This window comes from Georgenia ruanii, assembly GCF_009193175.1.
GTDB classification, from domain to species: domain Bacteria; phylum Actinomycetota; class Actinomycetes; order Actinomycetales; family Actinomycetaceae; genus Georgenia; species Georgenia ruanii.
Genome location: NZ_VUKE01000021.1, coordinates 53,374 through 75,276, shown reverse-complemented (window position 1 = coordinate 75,276; position 21,903 = coordinate 53,374). Strand labels below are relative to the sequence as shown.

General features: G+C 74.2%; 18 protein-coding genes. 6 read left to right on the top strand and 12 right to left on the bottom strand.

Translation table 11 applies throughout. The features are described from left to right. Nucleotides 1-151 precede the first annotated feature (151 nt). The 5 genes from GD880_RS17530 to GD880_RS17510 form a co-directional block, all read right to left on the bottom strand. Entirely contained in the window at nucleotides 152-955 is an 804-nt protein-coding gene (locus GD880_RS17530; RefSeq protein WP_152232898.1) for an ABC transporter ATP-binding protein, read from the bottom strand. A 9-nt stretch (nucleotides 956-964) separates the two neighbouring features. Next, nucleotides 965-1,846 (bottom strand): ABC transporter ATP-binding protein, encoded by an 882-nt coding sequence (locus GD880_RS17525; protein ID WP_152232897.1) that lies wholly within the window; start codon nucleotides 1,844-1,846, stop codon nucleotides 965-967. Next, nucleotides 1,836-2,822: a branched-chain amino acid ABC transporter permease gene (locus GD880_RS17520; RefSeq protein ID WP_152232896.1), complete on the bottom strand. Its 987-nt coding sequence runs from the start codon at nucleotides 2,820-2,822 to the stop codon at nucleotides 1,836-1,838. The genes GD880_RS17525 and GD880_RS17520 overlap by 11 nt, the downstream gene beginning before the upstream one ends. A 14-nt stretch (nucleotides 2,823-2,836) precedes the next feature. Beyond that, nucleotides 2,837-4,285: a branched-chain amino acid ABC transporter permease gene (locus tag GD880_RS17515; protein WP_152232895.1), complete on the bottom strand. Its 1,449-nt coding sequence runs from the start codon at nucleotides 4,283-4,285 to the stop codon at nucleotides 2,837-2,839. Nucleotides 4,286-4,510: 225 nt separating this feature from the next. After that, the gene (locus GD880_RS17510; protein ID WP_152232894.1) at nucleotides 4,511-4,948 is read right to left on the bottom strand and encodes a hotdog fold thioesterase; all 438 of its coding nucleotides are present in this window, start codon (nucleotides 4,946-4,948) and stop codon (nucleotides 4,511-4,513) included. Between the two features lie 223 nt (nucleotides 4,949-5,171). Here GD880_RS17510 and polA point away from each other — a divergent pair, with 223 nt between their 5' ends. Together polA and GD880_RS17500 are read left to right on the top strand one after the other, a co-directional pair. Continuing rightward, on the top strand, nucleotides 5,172-7,865 hold the full coding sequence (gene polA, locus GD880_RS17505; protein ID WP_226909786.1) for a DNA polymerase I: 2,694 nt from the start codon (nucleotides 5,172-5,174) through the stop codon (nucleotides 7,863-7,865). An 11-nt stretch (nucleotides 7,866-7,876) separates the two neighbouring features. Then, nucleotides 7,877-8,443 carry a DUF5655 domain-containing protein gene (locus GD880_RS17500; protein ID WP_152232892.1) on the top strand — a complete coding sequence of 189 codons (567 nt, stop codon included), beginning with the start codon at nucleotides 7,877-7,879 and terminating at the stop codon, nucleotides 8,441-8,443. Between the two features lie 13 nt (nucleotides 8,444-8,456). Here GD880_RS17500 and GD880_RS17495 read toward each other — a convergent pair whose 3' ends face one another. Both GD880_RS17495 and GD880_RS17490 read right to left on the bottom strand, forming a co-directional pair. After that, a complete protein-coding gene (locus tag GD880_RS17495; RefSeq protein ID WP_226909785.1) occupies nucleotides 8,457-9,539 on the bottom strand; it encodes a Gfo/Idh/MocA family protein in 1,083 nt (360 codons plus the stop codon). 101 nt (nucleotides 9,540-9,640) lie between these two features. Further along, nucleotides 9,641-10,462 (bottom strand): class I SAM-dependent methyltransferase, encoded by an 822-nt coding sequence (locus GD880_RS17490; protein WP_152232891.1) that lies wholly within the window; start codon nucleotides 10,460-10,462, stop codon nucleotides 9,641-9,643. A 186-nt stretch (nucleotides 10,463-10,648) separates the two neighbouring features. Between GD880_RS17490 and rpsA the strand changes: the two genes are divergently transcribed. Then, nucleotides 10,649-12,124: a 30S ribosomal protein S1 gene (rpsA, locus tag GD880_RS17485; RefSeq protein ID WP_152232890.1), complete on the top strand. Its 1,476-nt coding sequence runs from the start codon at nucleotides 10,649-10,651 to the stop codon at nucleotides 12,122-12,124. A gap of 136 nt (nucleotides 12,125-12,260) precedes the next feature. Here the strand turns inward: rpsA and GD880_RS17480 are convergent, their stop codons facing one another. Next, on the bottom strand, nucleotides 12,261-13,892 hold the full coding sequence (locus GD880_RS17480) for a multicopper oxidase family protein (protein WP_152232889.1): 1,632 nt from the start codon (nucleotides 13,890-13,892) through the stop codon (nucleotides 12,261-12,263). A gap of 56 nt (nucleotides 13,893-13,948) precedes the next feature. Beyond that, nucleotides 13,949-14,398, bottom strand: coding sequence for a hypothetical protein (locus GD880_RS17475; RefSeq protein ID WP_152232888.1), 450 nt, complete (start codon nucleotides 14,396-14,398; stop codon nucleotides 13,949-13,951). A 107-nt stretch (nucleotides 14,399-14,505) separates the two neighbouring features. Here GD880_RS17475 and GD880_RS17470 point away from each other — a divergent pair, with 107 nt between their 5' ends. After that, on the top strand, nucleotides 14,506-15,507 hold the full coding sequence (locus GD880_RS17470) for an asparaginase (protein ID WP_152232887.1): 1,002 nt from the start codon (nucleotides 14,506-14,508) through the stop codon (nucleotides 15,505-15,507). Between the two features lie 94 nt (nucleotides 15,508-15,601). On the opposite strand, the gene GD880_RS17465 is transcribed toward GD880_RS17470, so the two are convergent. Beyond that, on the bottom strand, nucleotides 15,602-16,033 hold the full coding sequence (locus tag GD880_RS17465; RefSeq protein ID WP_193314589.1) for an OsmC family peroxiredoxin: 432 nt from the start codon (nucleotides 16,031-16,033) through the stop codon (nucleotides 15,602-15,604). A 115-nt stretch (nucleotides 16,034-16,148) separates the two neighbouring features. Here GD880_RS17465 and GD880_RS17460 point away from each other — a divergent pair, with 115 nt between their 5' ends. Together GD880_RS17460 and coaE are read left to right on the top strand one after the other, a co-directional pair. Continuing rightward, complete coding sequence (locus GD880_RS17460) at nucleotides 16,149-16,994, top strand: siderophore-interacting protein (RefSeq protein WP_152232885.1); 846 nt, start codon at nucleotides 16,149-16,151, stop codon at nucleotides 16,992-16,994. Nucleotides 16,995-17,090: 96 nt separating this feature from the next. Then, a complete protein-coding gene (gene coaE / locus GD880_RS17455; RefSeq protein ID WP_152232884.1) occupies nucleotides 17,091-17,747 on the top strand; it encodes a dephospho-CoA kinase in 657 nt (218 codons plus the stop codon). A gap of 16 nt (nucleotides 17,748-17,763) precedes the next feature. Here the strand turns inward: coaE and GD880_RS17450 are convergent, their stop codons facing one another. Continuing rightward, complete coding sequence (locus GD880_RS17450; protein WP_152232883.1) at nucleotides 17,764-19,593, bottom strand: BCCT family transporter; 1,830 nt, start codon at nucleotides 19,591-19,593, stop codon at nucleotides 17,764-17,766. Between the two features lie 105 nt (nucleotides 19,594-19,698). Beyond that, nucleotides 19,699-21,828, bottom strand: coding sequence for an ATP-dependent zinc metalloprotease FtsH (gene ftsH / locus GD880_RS17445; RefSeq protein ID WP_152232882.1), 2,130 nt, complete (start codon nucleotides 21,826-21,828; stop codon nucleotides 19,699-19,701). Nucleotides 21,829-21,903 lie beyond the last annotated feature (75 nt).

The following is a 21,903-nucleotide window of genomic DNA, read 5'->3' as shown; positions in this document are numbered from 1 at the left end:
ATGTGAGAGGGTTTCACTTACGAGGTGCCCTTCTGGGTGGTCGGATCTCGACGTCGCAATCAAGATCTTCCCTGCCCAGAAGGGCTCTCTCGTTCTACGCCACGCTCACCACACCGGTGGATCAGGGGTCAGACGCCCGTGCCCCGCCCGATCACGCGCCGGCGCCCTCGGCGCCGGCCCGGTCGACGTCGGCCGCCAGGGTGCCCAGGTACAGCTCGACCACCTTGGGGTCGTCCATGAGGCCCCGGCCCCGCCCGGAGTAGGCATTGGTCCCCTGGTCGAGCACATAGGCGCGGTCGCAGATCTGCAGGCAGCGCCGGGCGTTCTGCTCGACGATGACGATGGAGACGCCCGCGCGGTTGATCTTGCGCGTGCGCAGGAACGTCTCGTCCTGCCGGACGGGGGAGAGGCCGGCCGACGGCTCGTCGAGGAGGAGCACCTGGGGGTCCATCATCAGCGCCCGCCCCATCGCGACCATCTGCCGCTCCCCGCCAGAGAGCGAGCCGGCGCGCTGCTTCCGCCGCTCACCGAGGGTGGGGAAGATCTCGACGATCCGCTCGAACCGCTCGGTGAAGCGCCGGGGGGCCTGGAAGACCCCCATCTGCAGGTTCTCCTCGATGGTGAGGGTGGGGAAGACGTTGTTGTTCTGCGGGACGAACCCCACGCCCCGGCGCACGAGGGCGTCCGCGCGCCGGTTGGTGATGGCCTCCCCGGCCAGGGTGACGGACCCCGACCGCACGTGCACGAGCCCGAACAGCGCCTTGAGCAGGGTCGACTTGCCGGCGCCGTTGGGGCCGATGATGCCCACCAGCTCGCCCGGGTGCAGGGCCAGGCTGCACCCGCGCAGGATGTCCACGCCGGGCAGGTAGCCGGCGACGAGGTCGTCGGCGAGCAGCAGCGGCTCGCCGGCCGGCGCGCCGGCGTGCGGGTCGGTCGCGCTGACGGTGGTGGTCATCGGGCCTCCTCAGTCCTCGAGCAGCGCGTCGTCGCCGAGGTCGGTGTCGTGGTGGGCGCCGAGGTAGGCGTCGACCACGGCCTCCTCGTGCATGACCGTGCGGGCCGGGCCCTCGGCCACGAGGCGGCCCTCGGCCATGACGACCACCCAGTCCGAGATGTGGCGGACCATGTGCATGTCGTGCTCGACGAACAGCACCGTCATGCCCTCGTCGCGCAGCTGGCGGATGTGCCCGAGCAGGGACTGGGTCAGGGCCGGGTTCACGCCGGCCATGGGCTCGTCGAGCATGATCAGCTTCGGGTCGCTCATCAGCGCCCGGGCCATCTCGAGGAGCTTGCGTTGCCCGCCGGAGAGGCTGCCGGCGAAGTCGTCCTTCTTGGCGTCCAGCCGGAATCGCTCCAGCAGCGTCATCGCCTTGTCGGTGATCTCGCGCTCGCGCCCCCGCCACAGCGGCCCCAGGAGCGCGACGGCGAGGTTCTCGCCCGGCTGGCCGGCCGCCCCCAGCCGCATGTTCTCCAGCACCGTCATGCGGTTGAGGGCCTTGGTCAGCTGGAAGGTGCGCACCATGCCGGCCCGGGCGGCGCGGGCGGCGCCGAGCCGGTCGGCGGGCTGCCCGTCGAAGCTCCACCGGCCGGAGTCGGCCCGATCGAAGCCGGTGAGGACGTTGAAGAATGTGGTCTTGCCCGCCCCGTTGGGCCCGATGAGGGCGGTGATGGCGTGCCGGGGCACCTCGAGGTGGGCGACGTCGACCGCCGTGATGCCCCCGAACGCCCGGGTGACGTCGTCGGCGACGAGGATCGGGTCCGCCTTGGGGGCGCCGGGGACGTGCGCGGCGCCGGCGAGGTCCGGCGCGGGGGCGGATGCGGCCGTGGTGGTGGTCTCAACGGGCATCGATCGCCAGCTCCTTCTTGTCCCCGAGGATCCCCTGTGGTCGGAAGATGATGAGCAGCATGAGGGTGACCCCCACCACGATCCAGCCGAACGCCTCGATCTCCGCGACCGACATGAAGCTCGGGGGCACCACCTGGCGCATGACGGACTTGATGAGCATGAGAGCCGACCAGAACAGCATCGAGCCGAGGATCGGGCCGAACACGGTCGCGGCGCCGCCCAGCAGCAGGATGGTCCAGACCCAGAACGTCGTGGGCCGGCCCATGGCGTCGGGCTGGACGGCCCGGGGCAGGACGAAGAGGATGCCGGCCATCGCGCCGAGGACCCCGCCGAGCACGAGGGCCTGCATCTTGTAGGCGAAGGCGTTCTTGCCCAGGGAGCGCACGGCGTCCTCGTCCTCCCGGATCCCCTTGAGCACCCGGCCCCACGGGCTCGTCATCAGCCGCCACACGAGCAGGCACGCGAGGGCGACGACGACCCACGCGACCAGCCGCAGCCACCAGCTGTTGGAGGCGTTGAGCGCGTAGCTGAACGGCCCCAGCGCGAAGGTGCCGTCGGGGAAGGGGGAGGCGTCCTGGAAGGTGTGCTTGAACGAGTTGCCCAGCAGGCCGTTGGACGCGCCGGTGAGGTCCGACAGGGCCGTCGACCGGCCGATGATGCGGACGATCTCGGCGGCGGCGATGGTGACGATGGCCAGGTAGTCCCCGCGCAGCTTCAGCGTCGGGATGCCCAGGACGACGGCGAACGCCACGGCGCAGACGACGGCGACGAGGACGGCGGCCCACAGCGGCCAGCCGGCGATGGTGGAGATCGCGAAGCCGTACGCGCCGAGCAGCATGAAGCCGGCCTGCCCCATGTTGAGCAGGCCGGTGAGGCCGAAGTGCACGTTGAGGCCGATGGCGGCCAGCGCGAACGCCGCCGTCGTGGGCGCGAAGAGCTCGCCGGTGACGTTGGTGAGGAGGTTCGTCCAGTCCATGAGCAGCCCTTCCGTTACCCGACCCGGGCGGCGCGGCCGAGGATGCCCTGCGGGCGCAGCAGCAGGACGAGGATGAGGATGACGAGGGCCGCGGCGTAGCGCATGTCGCTCGGGATGAACAGCGTCGACAGCTCCACGACGAGACCGATGACCAGCGAGCCGACGAGCGCGCCGAACGCGGTGCCGAGCCCGCCGAGGGTGACGGCGGCGAACATCAGCAGCAGCAGCGCGGTGCCCATGTTCCACCGGGTGGCGCTGAGGTAGAGCCCGAGGAGCACCCCGCCCAGCGCGGCCAGCCCGGTCCCGGTGGTCCACACGAGCCGGATGATGCGGTCCACAGCGATCCCGGAGGCCGCGGCCAGCGCGGCGTTGTCGGCCACGGCGCGGGTGGCGCGGCCGATCCGGGTGCTCGTGAGCACGTACCCCACGCCCGCCAGGACCAGCACGGCGATGAGCACCGAGACGGCGGACTGGACGGTCAGCCGGACCGGGCCGAGCTGGAGGACGTGCGGGTTGGAGGTGACGATGCGCAGCACCCCGCCGCCCGCGAAGAGGTTGAACGCGTATTGCAGGGCGAGGGCGAAGCCGATGGTGACGATGATCTGCTGGGTCAGGCCCACCCCGCGGTGGCGCAGCGGGGTCCAGATCGCCCGGTCCTGCAGGTAGCCGGACACCAGCCCCCCGAGGACGGCGAGGGCCCCGGCGACCGGCAGCGGCAGCCCCAGCGGCTGGGCGAACAGGTAGGCGAGCAGGGCACCGAGGGTCACCTGCTCGCCGTGGGCGAAGTTGCTCAGCCCGGTGGTGCCGTAGATGACGGACAGCCCCACCGAGGCCAGGGCGAGCAGGAGGCCGAAGATCAGCCCGCTGACGACGAGCTGGGCGACCCGCTCGGCGGTGAGGTCGCCGGTGGCGGCGGCGCTCTCGGCGGAGACGTCGGCCTCGCCGCCCGCGGTGCCCGCCTCGGTCGTCGGCTCCGCCCCGCCGCCGGTCCCGGTCGCCGTGGCCGTCGGTGACGGCGGCGCCACGCCGCCCCCCGCCCCGCCGAGCGGGAACAGGGCCCCGGCGCTGCTGCCCAGGTCGACCGTGACGGTGCGCGGGTTGTTGGCCGGGTCGCGCAGGGTCTCCCCGGCCGGCAGCGTCGCCGGGGCCAGGGTGACGGTGTACTGCCCGGCGGCGGTGACCGCGGCCGCCCACCGGCCGGCGTCGTCGGTGGTCGCCTCGACGGTGTCCCCCGCGCCCTCGATCTTCAGGACGACGCCGACGGCCGGCTGGCCGGCGGCGGTGCGGATGGTCCCGCCCAGGCAGCCGGTGGCGCCGTCCGGGGTGCACCCGGCTCCCGGGGCGGCGGCCGCCGGGCCCGCCCACCCGAGCTGGGCCAGGCCGAGGATCGCGGCGACGAGGAGCGCGAGGAACAGGGCAGGGGTTGTGCGGCGGGCGCGGGGGGGAGCGGCACCGGATGTCACCGGGGGCCTCCGTCCTGTCGGCTCGCTCGGGTTTCGGCCGCCCGAGTGGTGGTGAGCCTAGAGGACACCGGGGACACGGATGTGACGTTCGCCACACACGCTGCCGTGGCCCGGACGAGGGGCGACGCCGCCTCGGCGGGTCCGGACGCGGCGGTCGGTGGCGGCGCCGGCGTCGCCACCCGCGCTGACCGTGCCCGGAGCGCGCCGGTCAGCCGCTCCTGCCGGCTATGGCGTCGGCGCCGACGTCGACCGCGCGCCGTCCTCGACGAACATGCAGCTCAGCCGGGCGGTGCACACCCGGCGGCCGGCGTCGTCGACGATGGCGATCTCGTAGCTGGCGGTGCGCCGCCCCTCGTGCAGGGCGCGCGCCGTGCCGGTCACGTGCCCGTCCCGCCCGCCGCGGTGGTGGGTGGCGTTGATCTCGGTGCCGACGGCGGCGCGTCCCGGCCCGGCGTGGATCGTGGCGGCCAGGGAGCCCAGGGTCTCGGCGAGTGCCGCGGAGGCGCCGCCGTGCAGCAGGCCGGCGGGGGTGGTGTTGCCGGCCACCGGCATGCGGCCCACCACGTGGCCGGGGGCAGCCTCGAGCAGCTCGATGCCGAGCCGCTCGATGAGGGTGCCGGGGATACGGGCCCGCAGGCGGGCAAGGAGCGTGTCGTCGGTCATGGCACCAGGGTGGCACCGGTGCGGGCCTGCCCCCGCCCGGCGCACGCGCCCGGGCCGTCCTTCCCGCGCCACGGCCCGGCTCGTCCGTGCGATGTCGCGCGCCCGGCTCCTCCCTCCCGCGCCATGTGCCCGGGCCGTCACCTTCGCCACACCGGGCGCCGGCGCCGTCCTTTCCACCACCCCGTGCGGCTCGGTGTCGGTGCGGGCACTTAGGGTGTCTGTCGTGACCGAGAGCCAGACCGACAGCCAGCCGCCGCGCCTTCTCCTCATCGACGGCCACTCGATGGCCTTCCGGGCCTTCTACGCGCTGCCCGCCGAGAACTTCTCGACGAAGACCGGCCAGGTCACCAACGCCGTCTACGGGTTCTTGTCGATGCTCATCAAGCTGCTCGCCGACGAGCGGCCCACGCACCTGGCGGTCGCCTTCGACGTGTCGGACCAGACCTTCCGCACCGAGGAGTACGCCGAGTACAAGGGCACCCGGGACGCCACGCCCCAGCCGTTCAAGGGCCAGGTCCCGCTCATCCAGGAGATCCTCCACGCGATGAACGTGCCGGTGCTCGAGAAGGACAACTACGAGGCCGACGACATCCTCGCGACCCTCGCCTCCCAGGCCGAGGCCGACGGCCTCGAGGTGCTCATCTGCTCCGGGGACCGCGACACCTTCCAGCTCGTCACCGACCAGGTCACCGTGCTCTACCCGGTCCGCGGCGTGTCCACGCTGTCCCGGATGACCCCCGAGGCCGTGCTCGAGAAGTACGGCGTGGGGCCGGCGCGCTACCCCGACCTCGCCGCGCTCGTCGGCGAGACCAGCGACAACCTGCCCGGCGTGCCCGGCGTGGGCCCGAAGACCGCCGCGAAGTGGATCAACCAGTACGACGGCCTCGAGAGCGTGATCGCCAACGTCGACCTCATCGGCGGCAAGGCGGGGCAGAACCTGCGCGACAGCCTCGACCTGGTGCTGCGCAACCGCCGCCTCAACCGGCTGCTCACCGACCTGGAGCTGCCCCTCGCCGTCGACGATCTCGCCCGCCGTCCGCTCGACCGCGAGGAGGTGCACCGGGTCTTCGACGCCCTGGAGTTCGACACGCTGCGCCAGCGCCTGTTCGAGACCCTGCCCGAGGAGGAGACCACCGAGCCCGCCGAGGGGCTCGACGTCGACGTCGTGCCGCTGGACCGGCTGCCCGGCGGGCTGGGCCCGTGGCTCGAGGCCCGGCGCGGCACCGTGCTCGGCGTCGACGTCACCGGCAGCGCCGCGCAAGGCACCGGGGACGCCTGGGCGGTGGCCGTCGCCGACGGCGAGGGCCACGCCGTCGGCATCGACCTGACCACCGTGCCCGCCGAGGAGGAGCAGGTGCTGGCCGCCTGGCTGGCGGACCCGGCGCAGCCGAAGTCGCTGCACGAGGCGAAGTTCGCCTGGCACGCCCTCGACGGGCGCGGGCTGCGGCTGGACGGCGTCGTCTTCGACACCGCCCTGGCCGCCTACCTGTGCCACCCCGACCAGCGCCGCTACGCCCTGCCCGACCTGACCATCCGCCATCTGCGCCGCGAGCTGCGCGACGACGACGAGCCCGGCGGCCAGGGCGTGCTGGACCTGGACGGCGCGGCCGCCGACACCCGCGGCGGCGTGCGGGCCAGCGCCGTGGTGGAGCTGACCGCCGCGCTGCGCGCCGAGCTGGCCGACCGGGGAGCGGCCGACCTGCTGGAGTCCCTCGAGCTGCCCGTGCAGCGGGTGCTCGAGCGGATGGAGAAGGTCGGCATCGCCGCGGACGTGCCCAACCTCGAGGAGCTGCAGGCCGGGTTCGACCACGCGGTGGAGCGGGCGGCGTCCCAGGCGTTCGAGGCGATCGGCCACGAGGTCAACCTCTCCAGCCCGAAGCAGCTGCAGGAGGTCCTCTTCGGCGAGCTCGACATGCCGAAGACGAAGAAGACCAAGACGGGCTACACCACCGACGCCGACGCCCTGGCGGACCTGTACACCAAGACGCAGCACCCGTTCCTCCAGCACCTGCTCGAGCACCGTGACCAGATCCGGCTGCGCCAGACGGCCGAGGGGCTGCTGCGGTCGGTCTCCCCGGACGGGCGCATCCACACCACCTTCCACCAGACCATCGCCGCCACCGGCCGGCTCAGCTCCACCGATCCGAACCTGCAGAACATCCCGGTGCGCACCGAGGACGGGCTGCGGGTGCGCGAGGGCTTCGTCGTGGGGGAGGGGTTCGAGACCCTGCTGACCGCGGACTACTCCCAGATCGAGATGCGCATCATGGCGCACCTGTCCGCCGATGACGGGCTCATCGAGGCCTTCCGCTCGGGGGAGGACCTGCACTCCTTCGTCGCGTCCCGGGTCTTCAGCGTCCCCACCGACGAGGTCACCCCGGCCCAGCGCAGCAAGATCAAGGCGATGAGCTACGGCCTGGCCTACGGGCTGAGCGCCTTCGGGCTCTCCCGCCAGCTGAAGATCGACGTCGCCGAGGCCCGCGACCTCATGGAGGGCTACTTCCAGCGGTTCGGCGGCGTGCGGGACTACCTGCGCAGCGTCGTCGACCAGGCCCGCCGGACCGGCTACACCGAGACGATCATGGGCCGGCGGCGCTACCTGCCGGACCTCACCAGCGACAACCGGCAGCGCCGCGACATGGCCGAGCGGATGGCGCTCAACGCCCCCATCCAGGGCTCGGCGGCGGACATCATCAAGGTCGCCATGGTCAACACCCAGCGCGCCCTCGACGACGCCGCGCTGACCTCGCGGATCCTGCTGCAGGTCCACGACGAGCTCGTGCTCGAGGTCGCCCCGGGCGAGGCCGCCCAGGTGGAGGAGCTCGTCCGCGAGCAGATGGGCTCGGCCGCCGAGCTGTCGGTCCCGCTCGACGTGTCCGTGGGGACCGGCCGGTCCTGGCGCGACGCGGCCCACTGAGGGGCCGCGGCGTGGCACGGGCGCGTTCCTGGGCGGAGATGAAGGACTGGATGGCCGGGCTCGTCGCGCGCAGCGGGGCGGACGTCACCGAGTGGAACCGGCGCATCGACGCCGCCGGGGTCACCGACGAGCCGGCGCTCCGCGCCTTCCTCGCCGCGCGGGGCGTCACCGGGTACGCCCAGATGCTGCTCGTCTTCGAGCGGTTCGGCTACCCGGACTTCTTCACCCGCACCGGTGAGGAGCTCATCGACGCGCAGTACGGCGACCGGGAGCACCTGCGCCCGGTGTACGACGCCGTCGAGCTGCTCGCGCTGTCGCTCGAGGGCACCCACGTCCAGGCCCGCAAGGGGTACGTGTCCTTCGTCGGGCCGCGGCGCACCTTCGCGGTGGTCCAGCCGTCCACCCGGTCCCGGGTGGACCTCGGGCTGCGGCTGGGCGACCCGGTCGGCGGCCGGCTCGCCGCGGCGCCCAGCGTGGGCAACGAGGCCATCCGGGTGCGGGTGGCCCTCGGCGCCGTCGACGACGTCGACGGCGAGGTCGCGGAGCTGGTACGCCGCGCCTACGCCGAGAATCTCTGAGCGCGGCGGGCGGTCAGGCCGGCCGGACGGGCCGCCCGGTCCGCGCCGACTCGTACATCGCCAGCACGGTGGCCAGCGTCAGCCGGCCCTCCGCCGTGCCGACCCGGGGTCGGGCGCTCGTGTCCCCGGCCCGGCGGGCGCGCACGACCCGCACGAGGTCGGCGAGCTGGCGACGGTGGGACGCGCCCAGGCCTCGCTCGTCCGCCGCGAGCCGGTCGGCGGCGGTCAGCTGGTTGGCCGCGGCGCCCGATTCCGCCATGGCGACCTCGGGCCGCGGCCCCGCGGCCGCGTGCCAGAACGCCAGCTCGTCGTCGACGATCGCGGCGGAGCCGGCGTCGCCGAAGACCCGGAGCGCGGCCTCGACGCCGGGATAGGCGGCGGTGGTCGCGTGGATGGTGCCCAGCGCGCCGGAGGCGAAGCGCAGCGCGGCGACGGCGGTGTCCTCGACCTCGAGGCGCTCGTGCGCGAGCGTGCCCGTGAACGCGAAGACCTCCACGGGCTCGCCCATCACGGCCAGCAGGAGGTCGATGACGTGCACCGCCTGGTTCATGGTCGCGCCGCCGCCGTCCAGCGCCCAGGTGCCGCGCCACGCCCCGGAGTCGTAGTAGGACTGCCCGCGCCACCACGCGCACGACGCGGTCGCCGAGGTGAGCCGGCCCAGGCCACCCCCGCGCGCGGCGGCAACCAGCTTCTCGCTCGACCGGTCGAAGCGGTGCTGGGAGACGACGGCGACGACGTTGCCCGTGCGGCGTTCCGCCTCGATGATGCGGTCCGCCGCGGCGAGGCTGACGTCGAGCGGCTTCTCGATCAGCACGTGCTTGCCGGCCTCGAGCGCCGGCACGGCGAGGTCGGCGTGCGTGCCCGAGGGCGTCGCGACGACGACGACGTCGATGTCGTCCGCCGCGAGACGGCCGGGGTCGGTGCTCCACGCGGCCGCGTGCGCCGCGGCCAGCTCCCGGGCGGAGCCCTCCGTGCGGGTGACGACGACCCGCAGCTCGGCGTCGTCGACCCGCGCGAGCGCGTCAGCGAAGACGCGCCCGATGGCGCCGGCGCCCACGAGGGCGAAACCGAGGGCCTCACGCGTCGATCCTGCCACCCCGCGGACGGGGACGCGGGCAACGGGCCCCGCGGACGGGAGCGGGCCACGGGCCGCGCGGACGGGAGCGGGCACCGGGCCGCGCGGACGGCCGTGGGTCGTCAGGCCCGGTGGGTCACGAAGATGGCCGTGCCGGGCAGGACGGCGCCGCGCTCGGGACCCCAGCCGCCCCAGACGTTGGTGTTGCCGGCGGGCCACTCGGGCTCGAGCAGGTCGTCGAGGACGAACCCGGCGGCGACGAGGTCGCGCACGTGGTCGCCGAGGGTGCGGTGGTACTCGGCGTACACCGGCGCCCCCTCCGCGCCGGTCTCCGCGTAGGGGGTGCGGTCGAAGTAGGACCGGTTCGCCGTCAGCCCGCGCGTCGTCGGGTCGTCGGGGAAGGCCCAGCGCACCGGGTGGGTCACCGACCAGACCCACCGCCCGCCGGGGCGCAGCACCCGGGCGACCTCGGCGTGCACCCGCGCGGCGTCCGGGACGAAGGGGATCGCGCCGAAGGCGGTGAACGCGACGTCGAACGTGGCGTCGGGGAAGGGTAGGGCGCGGGCGTCGGCGCGGACCGTCGGCACGGCCACCCCGGTGAGGGCGTCGAGCTCGGCGGCGCGCTCCAGCATCCCGGCGGCGACGTCGGTGGCCACCACGTCCACCCCGCGGGCGCGCAGCCACCGCGCGCACTGCGCCGCCCCGCAGCCCACCTCCAGCACCCGCAGCCCGCGCAGCCGTTCGAGCGGGCCCAGCAGGTGGGCCTCGCCCTCGCGCACCCCCTCGGGGCACCAGCAGAAGTCCGCGTCCCCGAGGAACGCGCCGTGCTCGGCGAGGTACTCACCCGAGGCGGCGCTCCACCAGGCCGCGTTGGCCCGGGCCGCCGCGGCGCCGTCGACGTCGCGGTAGCCGGCGCTGAGAAGGGGGCCGTCGGCGTCGCTCATGGGACCAGTCTGCGGCACGGCCGCTGTGACGCAGGGCGCGTCCGCGCGGGGGAGGGGCGGTTGCCCGGCCGCGAAGCCGCTCGGTAGGATCGTCCTTGGCGCACGTATGCTTTCACGGCTGCTGCACTGAAGCACGACCCATCCCTGTCCGCACTACTTCCTGTCCGCATCGGAGTCCATTCCTCAATGACCACCACTACGCCCACGCAGCCGACGTCCCCCCAGGTTGCCGTCAACGACATCGGCTCGGCCGAGGACTTCCTCGCCGCCGTTGACGAGACCATCAAGTACTTCAACGACGGGGACATCGTCGAGGGCACCATCGTCAAGGTCGACCGGGACGAGGTCCTCCTCGACATCGGTTACAAGACCGAGGGCGTCATCCTCTCGCGCGAGCTCTCCATCAAGCACGACGTGAACCCCGACGAGGTCGTCTCGGTCGGCGACCACATCGAGGCGCTCGTCCTCCAGAAGGAGGACAAGGAGGGCCGGCTCCTCCTCTCCAAGAAGCGCGCCCAGTACGAGCGCGCCTGGAGCACGATCGAGAAGATCAAGGAGGAGGACGGCGTCGTCACCGGCACCGTCATCGAGGTCGTCAAGGGCGGCCTGATCCTCGACATCGGCCTGCGCGGGTTCCTCCCGGCCTCCCTGGTCGAGATGCGGCGCGTGCGCGACCTCCAGCCCTACGTGGGCCGTGAGCTCGAGGCGAAGATCATCGAGCTGGACAAGAACCGCAACAACGTCGTGCTCTCCCGCCGCGCCTGGCTCGAGCAGACCCAGTCCGAGGTGCGCAGCCACTTCCTGCAGACCCTGCAGAAGGGCCAGGTCCGCCACGGCGTGGTCTCCTCGATCGTCAACTTCGGTGCGTTCGTGGACCTGGGCGGCGTCGACGGCCTCGTGCACGTCTCCGAGCTGTCCTGGAAGCACATCGACCACCCGAACGAGGTCGTCGAGGTCGGCCAGGAGGTCACCGTCGAGGTCCTCGACGTGGACATGGACCGCGAGCGCGTGTCGCTGTCCCTCAAGGCCACCCAGGAAGACCCGTGGCAGGCCTTCGCCCGCACCCACGCCATCGGCCAGGTCGTGCCGGGTAAGGTCACCAAGCTGGTCCCCTTCGGCGCGTTCGTGCGCGTCGAGGACGGCATCGAGGGCCTGGTGCACATCTCCGAGCTGGCCCAGCGCCACGTCGAGGTGCCCGAGCAGGTCGTCAAGGTCGGCGACGAGGTGTTCGTCAAGGTCATCGACATCGACCTCGACCGTCGCCGCATCTCCCTGTCCCTCAAGCAGGCCAACGAGGGCGTCGACCCCAGCAGCGAGGACTTCGACCCGTCGCTGTACGGCATGGCCGCGGAGTACGACGAGCAGGGCAACTACAAGTACCCCGAGGGCTTCGACCCGGAGACCAACGAGTGGCTCGAGGGTTACGACACCCAGCGCGAGGCCTGGGAGAACGAGTACGCCCAGGCGCACGCCCGCTGGGAGGCGCACAAGAAGCAGGTCGCGGCGGCCATCGAGGCCGACGCCGAGGCCGCCGAGGCGGGCACCCCGGGCGCCGGCCACGCCGGTCCGACCTCCTACACCTCGGCCCCGGCCGAGGCGCACGGCACCCTGGCCTCCGACGAGGCCCTGGCCGCCCTGCGCGAGAAGCTCACCGGCCACTGAGCCGGCCGGCGGGTCGCACCCGCTGAGCAACGACGAGGCCCGTCGCCCCTTCCCGGGGCGGCGGGCCTCGCCGCACGTGGGTCGCCCGAGCCGCACGTGGGTCGCCCGAGCCGCACGTCGGTCGCCCGAGCCAGGGTCACTCCGGGTGGTTCGCGGCGTCGCCGCCGATGACGTAGGGCGTCGTGACCCCGCCGTAGGCGAGGTGGGCGACCATGCCGTCGCTCGCGTGCTGCAGGTTGTGGCAGTGGTCGAGCCAGATGCCGGGGTTGTCGGCGACGAAGGCCACCTCGTAGCTGTCCCCGGACGCGACGTCGAGGGTGTCCGCCCACCAGGGACTGCCCGTCGCGGGCACGCCGTTGCGGCTCAGGACCACGACGTGGTGGCCGTGCAGGTGCATGGGGTGGACGGTGCCGGAGGAGTTCCGGAGCGTCATGACGACCACGTCGCCCTGCTCCACCATGAACATGGGCACGTCCGGGTAGAGGTGCCCGTTGATGGTCCACCACAGGCCGGGCCGGCCGTCGACGAACCCGATGCGCCGTCCCACCGCGTACTCGAACCGGCGGTCGGGGGCCGAGGCGTCGAACGGCAGCGGCGCGGGCGCGCCGTAGCTGAGCAGGTCCAGCTCCCGCGTCGGCGCCGTGCCCGGCTCCGCCGTCGGCGGCTCGCCGGGGCCCACGCTGAGTGTCGGCCGGCCGCCCACGTGGAGGATGAGGCCGCCGGCCGGGACGTCGACACCGAGGTCGACGCGGCCGCCGCCAGGTACGTGCACGGCCTCGCCGTGGACCGGGGTCGGCGCGTTGATCTCGCGGCCGTCGACGGCGAGCACCCGGAAGGCGGCGCCGGTGAGCCACGCGCGCATGTTCGCGCTGTCGGTGTTGAGCACGCGCAGCCGCAGCGGCGTGCCGGCCGGCACGGCGAGACGGGTGGGACCCGAGCGCCCGGCGACGGTGCGGACGCCGTCGTAGGTGTGCACGGGCAGGACCAGGTCGCGCGGCGCCGCGGCAGCGGTCGTGGCCACGGTCGTGGTCGTGATCGTGGTCGTGCCCATGGAGGTGGCCGTGGCCGTAACCACGGCGGACGGCGCCACCCCGTTCGGGTGCACGACCACCGCGCCGAAGAGCCCGCCGACGACCTGCTCGTGCGAGACCTGGTGCGAGTGGTACCAGTACGTCCCGGCGTCGCGGGCGACGAACCGGTAGGTGTGGCGCCCGTGGACCGGCACGGCGTCCTGGGTCACGCCCGCCACGCCGTCCTCGGCGTTCGGCACCGCGATCCCGTGCCAGTGCAGCGCCGCACCCTCGCGCACCGACTCGTTGACGAGCGTGACCTCCACCAGGTCGCCCTGCACCGCCTCGATCGTGGGGCCGGGGGAGGTGCCGTTGACCGTGAAGCCGTCCACCTCCTCGCCGGAGGCGAGGGCGAAGCGTTCCGCGCGGGCGGTGAGGGTCACCGCGACGTCGGGGACGCCGTCGCGCGGGCCGGTCAGGTCGGTGACGCCGAGGGCCCCCGCGCCCGGCTCCGGCGCCTCGGCCGCCGTCGGGGGTGCCGCCTGCCCGTGGTGGGTGGCCGGCGGCCGCGCGTGCGCATGCCCGACGGCGGACCCGCCGCCGTAGTCGGGATACCCCATGTCCATGACGGAGTAGGTCGACGGCACCAGCGAGACCCACCAGCCGGCGCCGAACACGCCCAGAGCCAGCGCGAGGAGCAGGACGCCCCACGTGGTCGGGCGCAGGAGCAGGTTTCGCCCGCGCCGACCCGGAGCCATCAGGCCGGGGGCGGCGCCGCCCGCACCGCGACGCCCCCCGCGCTCGGCACGGCGGATCAGGCGTCCGCGGTCGCGGGCCGGCGCGCCGCCGTCGGTACCGCGCCGCCCGCCCGTCCGGCCGCCCGCGCGGCCAGCAACGCCAGCGAGAAGACGGCCAGGGCGTTCGCCCCGTGCAACAGCCCGACGACCGGCGCGCCGAAGGCGAGGAGCCCGAAGGCCCACTGCGCCAGCACCGCGACGAAGGTCCACACCCCCCACGTCTTCGCGCCCGGGAACCGGACGAAGAAGGACGCCAGCAGCAGCAGGATCGCGAGCGCGCCGACGATCAGCGCCCCCATCGAGTGGGCGCTCAGCCCGGGGTTGGTCGAGCTGTCGTAGGTGGAGTCGATGACCGCGCCGCCGTCGACGTCGTTGATCATGTGGAACACGCCGAACGCGATGGCGGCGGCCTGGACCAGGACCCCGAGCGCGACCAGCAGGGCCAGGGCGCGGTACACGGAACGCATGACGACCTCCGACGGGCCCGGGCGCCCGCGGGCCGAGCGCCGGTGGCGCGACACTATGCCGACGGGCCCGCCCGGAACATCCCCGATGCCTGGGATACCGTGGCCCGATGACTCTGCCGACCGTCGCCGTCGGCGCGCTCGGCGGCACCATCGCCATGACGCCCGCGCACCCGGGCGAGCCCGTCGCGCCGGAGCTGAGCGCCGCGCAGCTGATCCGGACGGTGCGGGGCCTCGAAGCCGTCGCGCACGTGGCGGCCACGTCCCTGCGCAACCTCCCCTCGCCCGCGCTGACCACCGCCGACGTCCTCGACGCCCTGGCCTGGGCCCGCGCGCAGGTCGACGACGGCGCGGCCGGGGTCGTGCTCACCCACGGCACGGACACCCTCGAGGAGTCCGCGTTCCTGCTCGACCTGCTGTGGGACCGGCCCGCCCCGCTCGTCCTGACCGGGGCGATGCGCCCGCCCCGCAGCCCCGGCCCGGACGGGCCCGCGAACCTCTACGCGGCCGTGGTGGTGGCCGCCGCCCCTGCCGCCCGCGATCTCGGCGCCGTCGTCGTCCTCGACGACGAGGTGCACCTGGCGCGGTGGGTGACCAAGACCCGCACCGCCGGCGTCGGCGCCTTCGCCTCGCCCGGCGCCGGGCCGGTCGGCCGGGTGGTGGAGGGCGCGCTGGTCCTCACGCTGCGGCCCGCGCGGCGGGCCGCCCCGCTGCCGGTCCCCGCGGGCGCGGCGCAGGTCGCCCTGCTGGAGTTCACCCTCGGCGACGACGGCGCGCTGCTGCGGCTCCTCGGCGGCGCCGGGTTCGACGGCGTGGTCGTCGCCGGCGCCGGGGCCGGCCACGTCTCCCCGACGGCCGCCGAGGCGGTCTCCTGCGCCGCCGAGCGGATGCCGGTGCTCATCGCCTCGCGGACCGGCAGCGGCCCGACGGCGACCCGCACCTACGGCTACCCCGGGTCCGAGACCGACCTCGTGCGCCGCGGGGCGCAGCTGGCCGGCTCGCTGACCGGGCGCAAGGCCCGGCTCCTGCTCTGGGCGCTGCTGGCCGGCGGCGCGGACGCCGCGACCGTGCGGCGGGAGGTCGCCCGGCGCGGGGGCCTCGCCGGGGACTGACGGGCCGGGGTCAGGCGGGGCACTGACGGGAGCCGGGCGGGTGGTGGCCGGGCACGCGCGGGGCCCGCCGCCGGGGCGGCGGGCCCGGCGACGCTCAGGCCAGCTTGGCGGTCAGGGTGATCTCGGTGCCCTTGAGCGCCTGGCTGACCGGGCAGCCCGCCTTGGCCTCGTCCGCGATGCGCTGGAAGTCCGCCTCGGAGAGTCCGGGGACGTCGGCCTCGACCGTGAGGTGGACGCCCTTGATCCCCTCGCCGGCCACGAAGGTCACCTCCGCGGAGGTGCGCAGCTCGTTCGGGGCCGTGTCGTTCTGGGCGAGCCCGTTGGACAGGGCCATCGAGAAGCAGGTGGCGTGCGCCGCGGCGATGAGCTCCTCGGGAGAGGTGGTGCCACCGGCCTCCTCGGCGCGGGCCTTCCAGTTGACGTCGAAGCTGGCGAGGCCCGAGGTGTCCAGCGACGTGCGCCCCTTGCCGGAGAACAGGTCGCCGTTCCAGGTGGTGCTGCCCTTGCTCACGATCGGTGTTGGCATGGTCTCCTCCTTCGGGCGCCCGGACCCTCCGGGCACCGGCGGGCCCATCCTGCCCTGCCCGGCCGCCGGGGGCGCAACCGCAGGGCGCCCGGTGTGCCCGGGATAGGGTCGGGGGGTGACCGACGACCTCGCCGCCACCGCATCCGTCCTGCGCCGGGAGCGGGTGCGCCACCCCCTCGCCGTCCGCCGCCTCACGGTGGTGGGCCGCCGGCAGCTCAGCGCCCGCATGCTCCGGCTGACCCTCGGCGGGGAGGAGCTCGCCGGCTTCACCGCCGACGGGCCCGCCGACCACGTCAAGCTCTTCGTCCCGGACCCGGCCACCGGCGAGCTCCACGCCCCGCGCGCGGTCGGCGACGGGCTCGAGCGTCCCGCGGTGGCCCCGACGGTCCGCGACTACACCCCCCGCGCCCTGCACGACGAGGGCCTCGACATCGACGTCGTCCTGCACGCCCACCCCGGCCCGGTCTCGGCCTGGGCCGCGCGGGCCGTGCCCGGCGACCCGGTGGCGATCGCCGGGCCCCGCGGCTCCCAGCTCCTGCCCGCGGCCGACCACCTGCTCCTCGGCGGGGACGAGACGGCGCTGCCCGCCCTGGCCCGCTGGCTCGAGCAGGCGCCCGCCGGGCTGCCGGTGGACGTGCTCGTCGAGCTGTCCGACCCGGCCGACGTCGACTACCTCGCCGTGGTCGCCCGGCCCGAGCACACCCTGCACCTGCGCGACCGCGGCGACGCGGCCCCGGGCACGACGACGCTGCTCGCCGACGCCGTGCGAAGCCTGCCCGCCCGCCCCGGCACGGGCTACGCCTGGTTCGCCGGCGAGGCCGGCTCGCTGGTGGCGGTGCGCCGGTGGCTGCGGCACGAGTCAACATTTGCCCGGGCGAACGTCAAGGTGGACGGCTACTGGCGCCGCGGCGTCGTCGCCCTCGACCACCACGCCCCCGTCGACCCGCAGGACGTCGACTGACGGGGGCCCCGTCGGTGCCGAGCACGTCGCGGGCGGCGGCACTCCCGTGCGCCGCCCGTGCCGGGACGCGGGCTGGGCGGCGATAGGGTCGGCGGCGTGCTGACCATCGGCCTGACGGGCGGGATCGGCTCGGGCAAGAGCACCGTCTCGGCCGAGCTGGCGCGGCTGGGCGCCGTCGTCATCGACGCCGACCGGATCGCCCGCGACGTCGTCGCCCCGGGCACCCCCGGCCTCGCCGCCGTGGTCGAGGCCTTCGGCGCCGACGTCCTCCGGCCGGACGGCACCCTCGACCGGCCGGCGCTGGGGCGTCGGGTCTTCGCCGACCCGGCGGCGCTGCGCCGCCTCGGCGAGATCACCCACCCGCTGATCAAGGAAGAGACCGCCCGGCGCCAGGCCGCGGCGCCGGCGGACGCGATCGTCGTCCACGACGTCCCGCTCATCGTCGAGAACCGGCTGGCCGACGCCTACGACCTCGTCGTCGTGGTGGGGGCCAGCGAGGACGTCCGGCTCGACCGGCTGACCCGGGAGCGCGGCATGACCCCGCAGGACGCGCTGGCCCGCATCCGGGCCCAGGCCACGGACCCGGAGCGGCGCGCCGTCGCCGACGTGTGGCTGGACAACTCGGGCACGATCGACGATCTGCTCCGGGCGGTGCGCACGGTGTGGCGGGAGCGGGTCGTGCCGGCGAACGACCGGCTGCGGGCGGGCGAGCCCCGCCGGCCGCGCACCCCGCACGGCGCTGCCGGGCCCTGAGGCGCCGGCGGGACCGTCACTTCCCGGCGGACCCGGGGCGACGGCTCGCCGGGCCGGGACGACGGGTCAGCCGCTCGCGCAGCTGGCGCGCCGTCGTGGCGGACTCGATCGGCCAGTTGGGCGGCGTGTCGGTGCCGCCCAGCTCGCCGACCACGGCGGTGACCAGGCGTTCGCGCACGAGCGACCGACGAATCTCCTCGGACCGTTCATGGTCCGCGCGCAGGGAGCGGAACAGGCCCGCGCACATCAGGAGCATCACGACGCTGAAGGGTGCGGCGACGAGGATCGCCATCGTCTGCAGCGAGGCGAGGCCGCCCGTGGTGCCGCCGGCGCCGAGAAGGACCGCGGCGATGGCGCCCGACAGGGCGGCCCACGAGAGCCGGGTCCACAGCGGCGGGTTCGGGTTGCCGCCGGCGGACAGCATCGCCATGACGTAGGAGCCGGAGTCCGAGCTCGTCACGAAGAAGATGACGACGAGCAGGATGCCCAGGCCGGAGAGCGCCGGGCCGCCCGGCAGCCCGGAAAGCATCTGGAACAGGGCGGTGCTGTTGTCCACCGTCCCGTCCGGCCCGATCAGCCCGCCGGAGCCGAAGATCTCGCGGTACAGCGCGGTGCCGCCCATGACCGAGAACCAGGCGAACGTGACCAGCGTGGGCACGAGCAGCACGCCGACGATGAACTCCCGCACCGTCCGTCCCCGGGAGATGCGGGCGATGAAGATGCCGACGAAGGGGGACCAGCTCATCCACCAGCCCCAGTAGTACGTCGTCCAGCTCGCCAGCCAGGTCTCGCCCTTGACCCCCTGGTAGGGCAGGGTCGCGAAGGACAGCCGGACGATGCTGCCCAGGTAGGAGCCGATCGACTGGACGAACTCCCGCAGCACGAAGAGCGTCGGGCCGAAGCTGAGCACCAGGAGCATCATCAAGGCCGCGAGCACGAGGTTGATGTTCGAGAGCCACTTGATGCCCGCGTCGAGACCGGTGGCCACCGAGACCGCCGCCATGCCGGCGATGACCACGATGAGGACGACGAGCGTCGTCCGCGTGAGCGTGAGGATGCCGAGGAAGTCGAGGCCGGCGCCCACCTGCGCGACGCCGAACCCCAGGGAGGTCGCCACGCCGAAGATCGTTCCGACGACGGCGACGACGTCGACCAGATGGCCCCACCCGCCCTGGACCCGGCGGGTGCCCAGCACGGGCTCGAGCGTCCACCGCAGCGACACCGGCCGGCGGCGCCGGTGCACGACGTAGGCCACCGAGAGCCCCACCACGATGTAGATGGCCCAGGCGTGCAACCCCCAGTGCAGGAAGGTGTAGGTCATCGCCGCCTGGGCGCGGACGTCGGGGGCGCCCTGCACCTGGGGTGGCGGTGTCGCGTAGTGGTTGAGCGGCTCCGCCACGCCCCAGAACACCAGCCCGATCCCCATGCCGGCGGCGAACAGCATGGCGAACCAGGTGAAGAGCCCGTACTGCGGCGCCTCCTCGTCCCGGCCCAGCCGGATGTCGCCCAGCCGGGAGAGCGCCAGGAACAGCGCGAAGATGACGAACCCGGTGACGATGAGCACGTAGTACCAGCCCAGCGACTTCACGACGACGTCGTTGGCCGCGGTGATCACCCCGCTGAGCCAGCTGGGGAAGAGGAGCGCCGTGGCGACGAAGACCAGCACGATTCCGGCCGAGGGGTAGAAGACCGCCCGGGAGACGCCGTGCCGGATCGTCACCGGCCGGGGCCTCGTCGTCACGTTCTTCAGCGCCACCGCGCCGGCCGGGATGCCGCCGACCTCGGCCTGGTGGCTCGTGGACGGCTCGGCCGGCGGATGCTCGGGGCCGGACGCGGTGGTGCTCATGTCAGGTCTCCTCGTGCGGCGGCAGTCGTGCCTCTTCGAGGATGGGCGCGGGTCTCGTGTCCCGCCACATGGGGGCAGCGTCGGGGGCCGCCCGTTGGGGCAGCGTCAGGGGGACGACGGCGCCGTCCGACCGGCGGCGCCCAGGCTGCCCCCGGTACGGCTGGGGGCCGGCGCGCCGACCGCGTCCGTGCCCTGGTGGCCCGGCGAGCCCGGCGTGGCGCCCACCAGCTGCGGCGGGGCCGGGGTGCGTTCGATGCCCGCGACGGCGTACGCCTCCTCCTCGTCGAGCGTCTCGTGCTCCATGAGCGCCCGGACGATCGCCTCGAGCTGGTCGCGGTGCTCGCGCAGCAGGCGCCGGGCCTCGGCGTAGCACTCGTCGATGAGCCGGCGCACCTCGTCGTCGACGGCCTCGAGCAGCCCCTCCGAGGCGCCCGCCCCGCGCGGGTCCCCGTCGGGCGGGTAGACCTGGACCGGGCCGATCGTGGGGGACATGCCCCAGCGGCCGATCATCTGCCGGGCGATGCCGGTGGCGCTCTGCAGGTCCGACTCCGCGCCGGTGGTGACCACGCCGAAGATTTCCTGCTCGGCGGCCATCCCGCCGAGGGCGCCGATGATGCGGCCCTTGAGGTAGGCGACGTCGTAGCCGTACCGGTCGGCCTCCGGGGTGGAGAGGGTCACGCCGAGGGCGCGCCCGCGCGGGATGATCGAGATCTTGCGCACCGGGTCCGCGCCGGGCTGCAGCATGCCCAGCAGGGCGTGCCCGGCCTCGTGGTAGGCGGTGCGCAGGCGCTCCTCCTCCGGCAGCACCACGCCGCGCTCGGCCCCCAGCTGGATCTTCTCCAGCGCGTCCGCGAAGTCCCGGGCGTGCACCTGCTCCTCGCCCCGGCGGGCGGCCGTCAGCGCCGCCTCGTTGACGAGGTTGGCCAGGTCGGCGCCGGTCATGCCCGGCGTCGAGCGGGCCACCACCGCGAGGTCGACGTCCGGGGCCAGCGGCACCTTCTTCGTGTGCACCGCCAGGATCTGCTGGCGGCCCTTCTGGTCCGGGGTGGACACGGTGACCTTGCGGTCGAAGCGGCCCGGCCGGGTCAGCGCCGGGTCGAGCACGTCGGCGCGGTTGGTGGCGGCGAGAACGACGACGCCCTCCTCCCCGGAGAAGCCGTCCATCTCGGTGAGGATCTGGTTGAGGGTCTGCTCGCGCTCGTCGTTGCCGCCCATCGACCGTGCGCCCGTCCGCGCCCGGCCGATGGTGTCGATCTCGTCGATGAAGACGATGGCCGGCGCGACCTTGCGGGCCTCCTCGAACAGCTCGCGCACGCGCGAGGCGCCGACCCCGACGATCATCTCGATGAACTCCGAGGCGCTGGCCGAGAAGAAGGGCACGCCGGCCTCGCCGGCGGTGGCGCGGGCCAGCAGCGTCTTGCCGGTGCCCGGGGCGCCCTCGAGCAGCACGCCCTTGGGGACGCGGGCGCCCAGCCGGCGGTACTTGTCGGGGTGCTGGAGGAAGTCGACGATCTCGGAGATCTCGCTCTTGACCTCGTCGATGCCGGCGACGTCGGCGAAGGTCACCCGCACGTCGCCCGGCTCCACCCGCTTGGGCTTCCGGCCCCGGCCGAGCATCCCGCCCAGGCCCTGGGTCTGACGGCGGAAGAACCACACGTAGAAGCCGATGAGCAGCGCGATGGGCAGCAGGGAGATCAGGAGGTTGGACAGGATGCCGCGCTGCTGGGTCACGGGGGTGGCGCGCACGACGGTGTCGGACTTCTCCAGCGCGGCGAGCAGGTCGTCCTGGGCGAAGACCGGCCGTTCCGTGGCGAACTCGGTGTAGGTGCCCTTGCCGGCCGGGTCGGGCGCGGCGGTCTTGAGGACGCCCTGGATCGTCTGGCCGCGGGCGAAGACCTCCTTGACGTTGCCCGCGTCGACCTGCTCGGTGAACGCGGTGTAGGAGATCGGCGTGGTGCGGATGGTGCTGAGGTCCTGGAACGTCGTGATCGCGAAGAGCGCGAGCCAGCCGATCGCCACCCACAGCAGGATCTTGGTCCACCTGGGCCGCTGCGGCGGCTTCTTCTCCGGCAGCCCCTCGGTGCGCCACGGGCGGTTGGGCGACGACGGCGGGGCGGGAGCCTCGTCCTTGCGGTCGCGGCGGCCGTCCCGGGGACGCCGGGCGCCGTGCTGGTGGCGAACGTCCTGCGGGTGGCGCTCGTCCCGCGGCTCGCGGGCGTCCTGCGGGTCGGGCATCGGGTACTCCTTCGCGCGCTGGCCCCGCGACTGGTTGGACCTTCCCAACCAGGCTACGGACGGGCCGGGACGCCG

Bases quoted from the DNA above. Each gene is read 5' to 3' on its own strand.
- GD880_RS17490 (WP_152232891.1), bottom strand. From the start codon at position 10,462: ATGAGCGACGCCGACGGCCCCCTTCTCAGCGCCGGCTACCGCGACGTC.
- GD880_RS17470 (WP_152232887.1), top strand. From the start codon at position 14,506: ATGACTCTGCCGACCGTCGCCGTCGGCGCGCTCGGCGGCACCATCGCC.
- GD880_RS17525 (WP_152232897.1), bottom strand. From the start codon at position 1,846: ATGCCCGTTGAGACCACCACCACGGCCGCATCCGCCCCCGCGCCGGAC.
- GD880_RS17450 (WP_152232883.1), bottom strand. From the start codon at position 19,593: ATGAGCACCACCGCGTCCGGCCCCGAGCATCCGCCGGCCGAGCCGTCC.
- GD880_RS17475 (WP_152232888.1), bottom strand. From the start codon at position 14,398: ATGCGTTCCGTGTACCGCGCCCTGGCCCTGCTGGTCGCGCTCGGGGTC.
- GD880_RS17480 (WP_152232889.1), bottom strand. From the start codon at position 13,892: ATGGCTCCGGGTCGGCGCGGGCGAAACCTGCTCCTGCGCCCGACCACG.
- GD880_RS17465 (WP_193314589.1), bottom strand. From the start codon at position 16,033: ATGCCAACACCGATCGTGAGCAAGGGCAGCACCACCTGGAACGGCGAC.
- rpsA (WP_152232890.1), top strand. From the start codon at position 10,649: ATGACCACCACTACGCCCACGCAGCCGACGTCCCCCCAGGTTGCCGTC.
- GD880_RS17530 (WP_152232898.1), bottom strand. From the start codon at position 955: ATGACCACCACCGTCAGCGCGACCGACCCGCACGCCGGCGCGCCGGCC.
- GD880_RS17510 (WP_152232894.1), bottom strand. From the start codon at position 4,948: ATGACCGACGACACGCTCCTTGCCCGCCTGCGGGCCCGTATCCCCGGC.
- GD880_RS17520 (WP_152232896.1), bottom strand. From the start codon at position 2,822: ATGGACTGGACGAACCTCCTCACCAACGTCACCGGCGAGCTCTTCGCG.
- ftsH (WP_152232882.1), bottom strand. From the start codon at position 21,828: ATGCCCGACCCGCAGGACGCCCGCGAGCCGCGGGACGAGCGCCACCCG.